Source organism: Streptomyces sp. DS1-CR2 (genome assembly GCF_055760475.1).
The window spans coordinates 2,260,191-2,271,561 of record NZ_CM147085.1 but is presented as its reverse complement, the minus strand read 5'-3'; the positions used below and the strand labels follow the sequence as shown (position 1 = coordinate 2,271,561).

Sequence of the window (11,371 nt, the reverse complement as noted above, 5' to 3'; positions counted from 1 at the left end):
CGGTGCGCCCCCTAACGCACTGGTATGTAGTGCATTGCCCGAGAAATCCCTGAGCCAAGGACCGTGATCGACGATGAAGGTCGGCATCCCCCGCGAGGTCAAGAACAACGAGTTCCGGGTGGCCATCACCCCCGCCGGTGTGCACGAGCTCGTGCGCAACGGCCACCAGGTCTTCGTCGAGCAGAACGCCGGAGTCGGCTCCTCGATCACGGACGACGAGTACGTCTCGGCCGGTGCGCAGATCCTCGGCACCGCCGACGAGGTCTGGGCCACCGCTGACCTGCTCCTGAAGGTCAAGGAGCCGATCGCGGAGGAGTACCACCGCCTCCGCAAGGACCAGACGCTCTTCACCTACCTGCACCTCGCCGCCTCCAAGGAGTGCACGGACGCGCTCCTCGAGTCCGGCACCACCGCCATCGCGTACGAGACGGTCGAGACCCCGAACCGCGCGCTCCCGCTGCTCGCCCCGATGTCCGAGGTCGCGGGCCGCCTGGCCCCGCAGGTCGGCGCCTACCACCTGATGGCCGCCAACGGCGGCCGCGGTGTCCTGCCGGGCGGTGTCCCGGGCGTGCTCGCCGCCAGGGCCGTCGTCATCGGCGGCGGCGTCTCCGGCTGGAACGCCGCGCAGATCGCCATCGGCATGGGCTTCCACGTGACCCTGCTCGACCGCGACATCAACAAGCTCAAGGAAGCCGACAAGGTCTTCGGTACGAAGATCCAGACCGTCGTCTCCAACGCCTTCGAGCTCGAGAAGGCGTGCCTCGAGGCCGACCTCGTCATCGGTGCCGTCCTCATCCCGGGCGCCAAGGCCCCGAAGCTGGTCACCAACGAGCTCGTCTCCCGTATGAAGCCGGGAAGTGTCCTTGTCGACATCGCGATCGACCAGGGCGGCTGCTTCGAGGACTCGCACCCGACGACGCACGCCGAGCCGACCTTCCCGGTCCACAACTCGGTCTTCTACTGCGTCGCCAACATGCCCGGCGCCGTGCCCAACACGTCGACGTACGCGCTGACGAACGCCACGCTGCCGTACATCGTCGAGCTCGCGAACCGCGGCTGGGTCGAGGCCCTGCGCCGCGACCCGGCGCTCGCCCTGGGCCTCAACACCCATGACGGCAAGGTCGTTTACCGCGAGGTCGCCGAGTCCCACGGCCTCGAGTACACCGAGCTGGAGTCCCTGCTCGGCTGACGCCGACGACTCATCGACCACTTCCGTCAACGGAAGTCGTCAATCTCACGCCTGCGGCCGGACCTTGTGAAGGGTCCGGCCGTATGCGTATCACTTACGCATCAATGCGGACTTGGTCAACTCGCCTCGAACGTAACCCTTTAACCGATTCGCGCACCCGCGAAACGCTTCGAACCGACGCCGCACGCCCTTGACACAAGGGTGTTCCGTTGCCGACACATCGGGCCGGGTACGGCGGATTGTGTTGCTGCGGACCGGTGACACGCCATAGAGTCGCCAACCGTCGGCATGGTGCCACGCTGACCTATCTAGAAGTTTCCTGGTCACCAAGGAGGTAAGACGACTTGTGAATGAGTCGACATTTACTCCCGGGGGTGGTCAACCAGGAACGGTTGCGAGGGAGCAAGGTCCCGCGGGGCTCGAGGCTGTCGGCTCCGTCGCGGTCCGTACCTTTGCCGCCCGTCAGAGCAGCCCCCTGCAGACGCAGACAGCACCCCAGAGCATGGATGGCCATCACGTGAACGCCATGGCCGGCGACCGAAGTGGCGAACGCACCCACTTCGCCGACTACGACGAACTGCCCGAGGGGCACTTCTACGACCCCGACGCCGAGTACGAGCCGGACCCCGAGTACGCGGCCACGCTCGCGCCCGACGCTGCCCGTCAGCGCCGCGAGCGTGTCGGCCCGACCGGACGCCCGCTCCCGTACTTCCCGATCCCAGGCCCGCTGACCGACCACGGCCCCGCAAAGATCATCGCGATGTGCAACCAGAAGGGCGGCGTCGGCAAGACCACGTCGACCATCAACCTGGGTGCCGCGCTCGCGGAGTACGGACGCCGGGTCCTGCTCGTCGACTTCGACCCGCAGGGCGCGCTCTCGGTCGGTCTCGGCGTGAACCCGATGGAACTCGACCTGACGGTCTACAACCTGCTCATGGAGCGGGGTATGGCCGCGGACGAGGTCCTCCTGAAGACCGCGGTCCCGAACATGGACCTGCTGCCGAGCAACATCGACCTGTCCGCCGCCGAAGTGCAGTTGGTGAGTGAGGTCGCGCGCGAGTCGACGCTCCAGCGGGCGTTGAAGCCGCTGATGGCCGACTACGACTACATCGTGATCGACTGTCAGCCCTCGCTCGGCCTGCTCACCGTGAACGCCCTGACGGCGGCTCACAAGGTGATCGTGCCGCTCGAGTGCGAGTTCTTCGCGCTGCGCGGTGTCGCGCTGCTCACGGAGACCATCGAGAAGGTCCAGGAGCGGCTCAACCCCGACCTGGAGCTCGACGGCATCCTCGCCACGATGTACGACTCCCGCACGGTGCACAGCCGTGAGGTGCTCGCGCGTGTGGTCGAGGCGTTCGACGATCACGTCTACCACACCGTGATCGGCCGGACCGTGCGCTTCCCGGAGACCACGGTCGCCGGTGAGCCGATCACGACGTACGCCTCCAACTCGGTCGGTGCGGCCGCCTATCGCCAGCTCGCCAGGGAGGTGCTCGCCCGGTGTCACGCCGAGTGAGTCTGCCGGGGGCCGACGAACTGTTCCGTACGACCGGGGGGATGGGGCTCCAGGCCTCCTCCCCGAGGCGCCCGGTCAACGGCGAGGCGCGGGTGCCCGCGCCGGCGGGTGAGAGCGACGCCGTCGCCGCCGAGGAGAAGCAGCGCGGCGAGGGCGGTGAGAGCGCCGAACACGCGGCGGCGGACGACGAGTCGGGCGAGTCCCGCAGCCGCGCCACCGAGGGCGACAAGCCCGCGGGGCGCCGCCCGCCGCAGGGGCAGGAAGGTGCTGCCTCCGCGGGGTCGTCGCGCAAGCGCTCCCGGGCGGCCGCCAATCGGCGGCCCAGCGGGCGTGAGCGCCACGACGAGAAGATCACGGTGTATGTCTCCGCCGAGGAGCTGATGGACCTCGAGCACGCGCGCCTCGTGCTCCGCGGGGAGCACGGGCTCGCCGTGGACCGCGGCCGCATCGTCCGCGAAGCGGTCGCCGTCGTGCTGGCCGACCTCGAATCGCGCGGAGACGCGAGCATTCTCGTACGCCGACTGCGCGGGCGGTAGCGGTAACGTCCGCCTGATGCCCGCGAACGACGACTCCTCCACGCCCGGCCGGGGCGCGCGGCGACGCGCCCTGGGCCGGGGGCCGGGGACGACGCCGCTGCCGGCGCCGGAGCCGGAGGCTGTTCCCGAGCCGGAGTTCGTTCCCGAGCCGGATGCCGACCCGGAGCCGGAAGTTCGGGAGCTCGCGGGTCCCGGCCCGGATCTGGAGGTCCAGGAGCCCGCGGCCTCCGACCCGGAACCGGAACATGAGCAGCCTGTTCCCGATGACGATGACGGGCGGTTCAAGGTACGGCTGGCGAACTTCGAGGGGCCCTTCGATCTGCTCCTCCAGCTGATCTCCAAGCACAAGCTGGACGTCACCGAGGTCGCCCTGTCCAAAGTGACCGACGAGTTCATGGTGCACATCCGCGCCATGGGGCCCGAGTGGGATCTCGACCAGACGACCGAGTTCCTCGTCGTCGCCGCCACGCTCCTCGATCTCAAGGCCGCCCGGCTGCTGCCGACCGCCGAGGTCGAGGACGAGGCCGACCTCGCGCTCCTCGAAGCGCGTGACCTCCTGTTCGCCCGGCTGCTCCAGTACCGCGCGTACAAGAAGATCGCCGACATCTTCAGCGAGCGGCTCGACGAGGAGGCGCGGCGCTATCCGCGGACCGTCGGTCTGGAGCCGCACCACGCCGAGCTGCTGCCGGAAGTCGTCATCAGCATCGGGGCGGAAGGATTCGCCCGGCTCGCGGTGAAGGCCATGCAGCCCAGGCCGAAGCCCCAGGTGTACGTCGACCACATCCACGCCCCGCTGGTCAGCGTGCGCGAGCAGGCCGGGCTCGTCGTGGCGCGGCTGCGGGAGCTGGGCGAGGCGAGTTTCCGGGTGCTGGTGGAGGACACCGACGACACCCTGACCGTCGTGGCCCGCTTCCTGGCGCTCCTCGAGCTGTACCGGGAGAAGGCCGTGAGCCTGGAGCAGGAGGAGGCACTGGGGGAGCTTCTCGTGCGCTGGACGGGCGGGGAGAGCGAGGGGGAGCCGACCGTCACGGACGAGTTCGACAGGCCTCCCGAGACGGCCGGCAAAGACGGTGGAGAGACAAAGGCCGAGCGGGGCGGGGCGGAGGAGAAGCAGGCATGACGGGCATGAGCGGGCAGGAATTCGCCGCCGGGGCCGACCGGGTCGCCGAGCTGGATCTCAGGCCGGCCCTGGAGGCCGTACTGATGGTCGTCGACGAGCCGGCGACCGAGGAGCACCTGGCGAAGATCCTGGACCGGCCCCGAAGGGCCGTGGCGGACGCCCTGCGGGCGCTGGCGGACGAGTATACGGTTCAGGGCCGCGGCTTCGAGCTGAGGCTCGTGGCGGGCGGCTGGCGGTTCTACACCCGGCCGCAGTACGCGGCGGCCGTGGAGCGTTTCGTGCTCGACGGGCAGCAGGCCCGGCTCACCCAGGCGGCTCTGGAGACGCTCGCGGTCGTCGCGTACCGCCAGCCGGTCAGCCGCTCGCGGGTCTCCGCGGTGCGCGGAGTGAACTGTGACGGCGTGATGCGGACCCTCCTCCAGAGGGGCCTCGTGGAGGAGGCGGGCGCGGAACCCGAAACAAGTGCGATCCTGTACAGGACGACGAACTACTTTCTGGAGCGGATGGGCCTGCGCGGCCTGGACGAGCTCCCGGAACTCGCGCCCTTCCTTCCGGAGGCGGACGCGATCGAGGCCGAGACGCAGGAAGGGGTCCCGTCGTTCGACCCGGACGCACCCGATGCGCCGGGTTACGAGGACGCAGACGACTAGACGGAACTTTTGATGCGAAGCAGCAGCAGCGGCAGGAACAGCAGCGGAAACAACGGCGGGAGCCGTGGTGGCAACAGCGGCGGCCGCGGCAGCAGTGGCGGCGGTGGCGGTCGCGGCGGCAGCGCCGGCGGCGGTGGCCGCGGCGGCAGCGGTGGTGGCGGCGGTGCTCGCGGCGGCAGCGCCGGCGGCGGTCGCGGGAACTACCGGGGTGCCGGCAACGACCGTGACGACAAGCAGGGCCGGCCGAGCAAGCCGCGTCCCGAGGAGCGTCGCTACGACGTGAGCCCCGGGGACAGCGGCGGCGCCGGGCCGAGGAGGGGCCGGGGCGCGGCAGCGCGCGGCGGCGCCAAGGGCGGCCCCCGTACCTCTCAGGGCACCGGTGCCCGCGGCAGCGGTCGCGGCGCCCCGTCGACCTCTCGGGAGTACGACGCCCGGCAGGAGGAGCGCAACCGCGACCGTTACGCGGGCAAGCCCACCGTCAAGACCCCCAAGACCTTCCCGGGCGCCGAGCAGGAGGGCGAGCGGCTCCAGAAGGTGCTCGCGCGGGCCGGTTACGGCTCCCGGCGCGCCTGCGAGGAGCTCGTCGAGCAGGCCAGGGTCGAGGTCAACGGCCAGATCGTGCTCGAGCAGGGTCTGCGCGTCGACCCCGAGAAGGACGAGATCAAGGTCGACGGCCTGACGGTGGCCACGCAGTCGTACCAGTTCTTCGCGCTGAACAAGCCGGCCGGTGTCGTCTCCACCATGGAGGACCCCGACGGCCGCCAGTGCCTGGGCGACTACACGAACAACCGCGAGACGCGGCTGTTCCACGTCGGGCGGCTCGACACCGAGACCGAGGGCATCATCCTGCTCACCAATCACGGAGAGCTGGCCCACCGCCTCACGCACCCCAAGTACGGCGTGAAGAAGACCTACCTCGCGCACATCGTGGGCCCGATCCCGCGCGATCTGGGCAAGCAGCTCAAGGACGGCATCCAGCTGGAGGACGGGTACGCGAAGGCGGACCACTTCCGCGTCGTCGAGCAGACCGGCAAGAACTACCTCGTCGAGGTCACCCTGCACGAGGGCCGCAAGCACATCGTGCGGCGCATGCTCGCGGAGGCCGGGTTCCCGGTCGACAAGCTGGTGCGGGTGTCCTTCGGGCCGATCGCGCTGGGCGACCAGAAGTCGGGCTGGTTGCGGCGCCTGTCCAACACCGAGGTCGGCATGCTGATGCAGGACGTCGACCTCTGAGCGGTCTCTTGAAGCGCCGAGCCCGCCGCTGTGGCGGTGCCTGGCTCTTGTGTGTGCCACCCCCCTCTCTTTATAGTCGGTAAGACCATAAAGAGAGGGGGGTGGTGTGCGTGCGGGACTATGACAAGTACGCCTTCGAGCCCTTCGCCGTCACCGTCGATCTGGCCGTGTTCACGATCCGGGACGGCGCGCTGAGGGTGCTGCTCGTCGAGCGGGGACAGGACCCGTACGCGGGACGCCTGGCGCTGCCCGGCGGTTTCGTCCTGCCCGACGAGTCCGCGGAGACGGCGGCGGCGCGCGAACTGGCCGAGGAGACCGGCCTGTCCGACGTCACCGGACTGCACCTGGAACAGCTGCGCACCTACAGCGACCCGGACCGCGACCCCCGCATGCGGGTCGTCTCCGTCGCGTTCGCGGCCCTGGTGCCCGATCCGCCCGAGGTGCGCGGGGGCGGTGACGCCGCCCGCGCGGACTGGCTGCCGTACGGCACGGGCGCATACGGCCCGCTCGCCTTCGACCACGACCGGATCCTCACCGACGCGCACGACCGCGTCGGCGCCGGCATCGAGAACACCTGCCTGGCCACGGCCTTCTGCCCGCCCGAGTTCACCCTCGGCGAGCTGCGGGGGGTCTACGAAGCGGTGTGGGGCGCCGGCCTCGACCCCGCCAACTTCCGGCGCAAGGTCCTCGCCACCCCGGGCTTCGTCGAACCGGTACACGGGGCCGCCCGGCTCACCGGCGGCCGCGGCAAGCCCGCCGCGCTCTACAAGGCAGGGCCCGCCACCGCCCTGCACCCGCCCCTGCTCAGGCCCCCCGCGGAAGGACGACCCTCATGACGAAGCGTGCGGCGACCGGCTCTCTCCTGGGGCTCGCCCTGGGGGACGCGCTCGGCTTCCCGACCGAGTTCAACGACGTGCCGTCGATCCTCGCCAAGTGCGGGCCCTGGCGGCAGATGGCCCTGACCAGGCCCGCGATCGTCAGCGACGACACCCAGATGACGCTCGCCCTCGGGCGCGGCCTGCGCACCGCGATGGACCGTGGCGTGCTCGCGCCGCTGCGCATGACGCGGCCCGTGCGCGAGGAGTTCATCGACTGGTACCAGTCGCCCGAGAACAACCGCGCCCCCGGCAACACCTGCCTCCAGGCCTGCGACCTCCTCACGCGCGGCAGGCCCTGGCAGGAGGCCAGCCGCATCGGGTCCAAGGGCTGCGGCGCCAACATGCGCGTCGCGCCGGTCGGCCTCGCCTCCGGCCTCAGCGACGAACAGCGCGCGGGCGCCGCCCAGTTGCAGTCAGGGCTCACCCACGGCCACCCCACGGCCCTCGCCGCGTCCGACCTCACCGCGCACGCCGTTCACCTCCTCGCCCAGGGCGCCGAGCCGGCCGGCCTCGTCGGGATGCTGCGCTCGTACGCGTACGAGAACCGGCAGAAGTACCACGAGCCGTGGCTCGGCGACCTGTGGGCGCACGCCGCCGACCCGAGCCCGGAGCACTTCATCGCGCGCGGCTGGGAGGACTGCCTGGCCGCGCTCGAACGGCTCCAGGAGGCGCTGCGCTCGCCGTCGCCCGAGACCGACCCGTGCCTGGCCACCGGGGCGGGCTGGATCGCCGAGGAGGCGCTCGCCACCGGCCTGCTGTGCTTCCTGCTCTTCGTCGACGAACCCGTCACCGCCCTGCGCCGCGCCGCCTGTACCTCGGGCGACTCGGACTCGATCGCCTGCCTCACGGGGGCTTTCGCCGGGGCGTACCTGGGCGCCGAGGTGTGGCCGGCGGACTGGTCGGAACGGATCGAGTACCGGAGCGACCTGCTGTCGCTCGGCGCGCTCTGGGACGCTTGATCGATGACGACGGATCAAGCCAGGACGACGGACGAAGCCAGGACGACGTACGGGTCCCCGCCGGCGGGCGACTCGGGCGCCCTGCGCGCCGCGGGCGTGCCCGACGCCGAGCTCGGGCGGATCGTCGCCGAGCAGGCGGACCCGCTGCTGTTCGCGACGGTCTCCTGGGCGAGTTGGAGGCACCCTCATATCTGCCGGAGCTGATCGCGGCGAAGGCGGAGGCAGAGCACGGGGCGGCCGACGTCGGCCACGCGCGCGTGGCCGACGACAGAGAGGCGCTGCACGCCGTCCTCGACGCCGCGCAGGAGGGCTCAGCGCTGCCGGACGCCCCGACCGTCCACGACGCCCTGCACGACCTCGTCGTACGGCTCCGGCTGAAGGGCTGACGCCTGCCGGACCTCGAACAGGAAGTCCGCCACCCGCGCCCGGTCCGGCTCGGCCGGCAGCGGGGTGCGGACGGCGGCCTCCTCCGCCTCGGCGCCCAGGCGCGCCATCCGGGCCACCACGTCGTCCCAGGAAACCTCGCCCCGCTTCACCGCGAGCAGCGCCTCACGGTCATCACCCACGTCGAGGGTCAGTCGGCCGGTGCGGAGCAGATCGCGGCAGGAGGCGAGGAGCCGCAGCAGATGCATCGCGTGCTTCCAGCGCGGAGCGCCGTACTGGCGGACATCGGCGTCGAGCTTCTTGCGCTGGCCCAGCGCGTAGCCCGTGAACGTGGCGTGGACCTGCTGGGACAGGAACGCCTCACGCAGGTCGAGCAGTTCGCGACCGGTGTCGGTGACGTGCTCGACGAGCGGTGAGTGCAGGCACTCCAGGATGTTCGGATTGGCCCGCAGGGCGAGCTCGCAGAAGCGCTCCAGTTCCCAGGAGAACTGCTCGTCCGCCGGACCGTCGACATGCGTCGGCGGCTTCTCGAACCGCCAGAACATCGGCGTCGGCGCCACGAAGACGCCCCGGCGGTCGGTGTCGCTGCTGTCCGTGGCCAGGCCGAACGCCCGCGACCCCATCACGCAGGAGTAGATCGTGTGGTCGCGCACCAGGTCGAGGGCCTCTGTCATGGACGGAGCGTACGGGCTGCGCCCGGCCGGGGCGGAGCGAATTTCCGGCGTCCGTGATCTACGGGAGGGCGGGCCGGCGAGGGCCGCCTGAGTGGCGACCGGATGTGGTTCGGGTCACATTGACATGGTCCGTGGACTCCAGAAGTGGGCCCACGCAAGACTCCAAGAACGTCCTGAAAGGCGTGACCATGGCGGGTAACAGCGATCTGGGAAGCCTGCTCGGCGGCCTCCTCGGTGACAAGGCGGGCGGCTCGGCGGGTGGGGACCTGACCACGCTCCTGGCCGCGTTCGCCAAGAGCCAGGGCGGCTCGGCGGGCGGCAACCCGCTGGGCGGCCTCCTGGAGACACTCGCCAAGTCGGGCCTCGGCGGGCAGGCGCAGTCCTGGGTCGGCACCGGGTCGAACGAGCAGCTGACCCCGGACCACGGCAAGGAGGCCCTGCCCGACGCCACGCTCCAGAAGGTGGCGGCCGAGTCGGGCGTCACCCCGGACCGGGCGGCGCACGACATCGCGAGCGCCCTGCCCACCGCCGTCGACAAGCTGACCCCGCAGGGCGAGGTGCCGAGCGTCTCGCTCGACGAGCTGGTCAAGGAGCAGAAGTTCTGAGGCAGCGCACCGCATCGCACCCCGGCGCGGTGTCCCGTCTCGGCAGGCGGGCGCCGCGCGCCGGTGTCCGGGGGGCTGGCTAGGCTTGGCACCTCATCAGCCTGTACGTACGCGAGCAAGGAGCGACACCGTGGCGGTACGAGCGGTCCGGGGCGCCGTCCAACTCGAACGGGACGAAGCCGGACACATGGATGAGCAGGTCAGCGAGCTGCTCACCGCCATCCTTGAGCGGAACGCGCTGACCTCCGACGACCTGATCTCGATCTGGTTCACGGCCACCCCCGATCTGCACTCCGACTTCCCGGCCGCCGCCGCGCGCAAGCTGGGCATCGTCGACGTGCCGCTGATCTGCGCGCAGGAGCTCGACATCGAGGGAGCGCTGCCACGCGTCGTGCGCGTCCTCGCCCATATCGAGTCCGAGCTGCCGAAGTCCGGGATCGCGCACGTGTACCTCGGTGCCGCGGCCGCCCTGCGCAAGGACATCGCCCAGTGAGAACCGCCCTCGTCATCGGCACCGGCCTCATCGGTACCTCCGCCGCCCAGGCGCTCGCCTCGCGCGGCGTGCACGTGCACCTCGCCGACCACGACCCGACGCAGGCCCGCACCGCCGCCGCACTCGGAGCCGGCACCGACGAGGCGCCCGCGGGACCCGTGGACCTGTGCCTGGTGGCCGTGCCGCCCGCGCACGTAGCGACGACCCTGGCCGACGCGATGCGGCGCGGAGTGGCCCGTGGATACCTCGACGTCGCCAGCGTCAAGGGCGGCCCGCGCCGCGATCTTGAGGCACTCGGCCTCGACCTCAGCCCCTACATCGGTACGCACCCCATGTCGGGCCGCGAGCGCAGCGGGCCCCTGGCGGCCACCGCGGATCTCTTCGAGGGCCGCCCCTGGGTGCTGACCCCCACCCGCGACACCGACACCGAGGTCCTGAACCTCGCGCTGGAACTGGTCGCGCTGTGCCGGGCCGTCCCCGTCGTCATGGACGCGGACGCCCACGACCGCGCCGTCGCCCTCGTCTCCCACATGCCGCATCTGGTCTCCAGCATGGTCGCGGCGCGCCTTGAGCACGCCGAGGAGTCGGCCGTACGCCTGTGCGGCCAGGGCATCCGGGATGTGACGCGCATCGCGGGCTCCGACCCCCGCATGTGGATCGACATCCTCTCCGCGAACCCGGGCCCGGTCGCCGACCTGCTCTCCGCTGTCTCCGCCGACCTCGACGAGACGGTGAGCGCCCTGCGCTCCCTCCAGTCCTCGGACCAGGCGAAGCGGAGCGAGGGCGTCACCGGCATCGAGGAAGTCCTGCGCCGCGGGAACGCGGGCCAGGTCCGCGTCCCCGGAAAGCACGGCGCGGCCCCGGCGGCGTACGACACCGTGGCGGTCCTCATCTCCGACCAGCCCGGCGAGCTGGCCCGGATCTTCGCCGACGCGGGCGCCGCGGGCGTCAACGTGGAGGACGTCCGCATCGAGCACGCGACCGGCCAGCAGGCGGGCTTCGTCCAGCTTCTGGTCCAGCCGGCCGCGGCCCCGAAACTGACGGCCGCGCTGCGCGACCGCGGCTGGGCGATGCGCCAGTAGGGCCTGTCGTCAGGGGCTGTAAGGGCAGGGTGCCTGAGCCAGTAACCTTGTG

At 71.2% G+C, this 11,371-nt stretch carries 13 protein-coding genes and 1 pseudogene; 13 read left to right on the top strand and 1 reads right to left on the bottom strand.

Annotated features, from left to right (window positions below; all coding sequences use genetic code 11):
- Window positions 1–73: 73 nt before the first annotated feature.
- The 10 genes and pseudogenes from ald to ACY0PA_RS11215 all read left to right on the top strand — a co-directional run.
- A complete protein-coding gene (gene ald / locus ACY0PA_RS11260) occupies window positions 74–1,189 on the top strand; it encodes an alanine dehydrogenase (RefSeq protein WP_473084497.1) in 1,116 nt (371 codons plus the stop codon).
- A gap of 346 nt (window positions 1,190–1,535) precedes the next feature.
- Complete coding sequence (locus tag ACY0PA_RS11255; RefSeq protein WP_100599009.1) at window positions 1,536–2,705, top strand: ParA family protein; 1,170 nt, start codon at window positions 1,536–1,538, stop codon at window positions 2,703–2,705.
- Window positions 2,690–3,241 (top strand): hypothetical protein, encoded by a 552-nt coding sequence (locus tag ACY0PA_RS11250; RefSeq protein WP_473084496.1) that lies wholly within the window; start codon window positions 2,690–2,692, stop codon window positions 3,239–3,241. The genes ACY0PA_RS11255 and ACY0PA_RS11250 overlap by 16 nt, the downstream gene beginning before the upstream one ends.
- Before the next feature lie 16 nt (window positions 3,242–3,257).
- Window positions 3,258–4,361, top strand: a complete 1,104-nt coding sequence (locus ACY0PA_RS11245) for a segregation and condensation protein A (RefSeq protein WP_473084495.1) — start codon at window positions 3,258–3,260, stop codon at window positions 4,359–4,361.
- Between the two features lie 5 nt (window positions 4,362–4,366).
- Window positions 4,367–5,011 carry an SMC-Scp complex subunit ScpB gene (gene scpB, locus ACY0PA_RS11240; RefSeq protein ID WP_473086291.1) on the top strand — a complete coding sequence of 215 codons (645 nt, stop codon included), beginning with the start codon at window positions 4,367–4,369 and terminating at the stop codon, window positions 5,009–5,011.
- A 12-nt stretch (window positions 5,012–5,023) separates the two neighbouring features.
- The gene (locus ACY0PA_RS11235) at window positions 5,024–6,244 is read left to right on the top strand and encodes a pseudouridine synthase (protein WP_356280071.1); all 1,221 of its coding nucleotides are present in this window, start codon (window positions 5,024–5,026) and stop codon (window positions 6,242–6,244) included.
- A gap of 104 nt (window positions 6,245–6,348) precedes the next feature.
- Window positions 6,349–7,080, top strand: coding sequence for an NUDIX hydrolase (locus ACY0PA_RS11230; protein ID WP_473086290.1), 732 nt, complete (start codon window positions 6,349–6,351; stop codon window positions 7,078–7,080).
- Window positions 7,077–8,081: an ADP-ribosylglycohydrolase family protein gene (locus ACY0PA_RS11225; protein ID WP_473084494.1), complete on the top strand. Its 1,005-nt coding sequence runs from the start codon at window positions 7,077–7,079 to the stop codon at window positions 8,079–8,081. Before ACY0PA_RS11230 ends, ACY0PA_RS11225 begins: the two co-directional genes overlap by 4 nt.
- Window positions 8,082–8,084: 3 nt before the next feature.
- Window positions 8,085–8,285: a hypothetical protein gene (locus tag ACY0PA_RS11220; RefSeq protein ID WP_473084493.1), complete on the top strand. Its 201-nt coding sequence runs from the start codon at window positions 8,085–8,087 to the stop codon at window positions 8,283–8,285.
- A pseudogene (locus tag ACY0PA_RS11215) lies at window positions 8,258–8,467 on the top strand (nucleotidyltransferase domain-containing protein); the annotation flags it as partial. The gene ACY0PA_RS11220 and the pseudogene ACY0PA_RS11215, both read left to right, overlap by 28 nt.
- On the opposite strand, the gene ACY0PA_RS11210 reads toward ACY0PA_RS11215, so the two are convergent.
- Window positions 8,393–9,139, bottom strand: coding sequence for a nucleotidyltransferase domain-containing protein (locus tag ACY0PA_RS11210; protein ID WP_473084492.1), 747 nt, complete (start codon window positions 9,137–9,139; stop codon window positions 8,393–8,395). The pseudogene ACY0PA_RS11215 and the gene ACY0PA_RS11210 sit on opposite strands and share 75 nt — an antisense overlap.
- A 188-nt stretch (window positions 9,140–9,327) precedes the next feature.
- Between ACY0PA_RS11210 and ACY0PA_RS11205 the strand changes: the two genes are divergently transcribed.
- The 3 genes from ACY0PA_RS11205 to ACY0PA_RS11195 all read left to right on the top strand — a co-directional run bounded on the left by ACY0PA_RS11205 (window position 9,328) and on the right by ACY0PA_RS11195 (window position 11,319).
- The gene (locus tag ACY0PA_RS11205) at window positions 9,328–9,744 is read left to right on the top strand and encodes a YidB family protein (RefSeq protein ID WP_473084491.1); all 417 of its coding nucleotides are present in this window, start codon (window positions 9,328–9,330) and stop codon (window positions 9,742–9,744) included.
- A 130-nt stretch (window positions 9,745–9,874) separates the two neighbouring features.
- On the top strand, window positions 9,875–10,237 hold the full coding sequence (gene aroH, locus ACY0PA_RS11200; RefSeq protein ID WP_100599003.1) for a chorismate mutase: 363 nt from the start codon (window positions 9,875–9,877) through the stop codon (window positions 10,235–10,237).
- On the top strand, window positions 10,234–11,319 hold the full coding sequence (locus ACY0PA_RS11195; RefSeq protein ID WP_473084490.1) for a prephenate dehydrogenase: 1,086 nt from the start codon (window positions 10,234–10,236) through the stop codon (window positions 11,317–11,319). Before aroH ends, ACY0PA_RS11195 begins: the two co-directional genes overlap by 4 nt.
- Window positions 11,320–11,371: the final 52 nt, after the last annotated feature.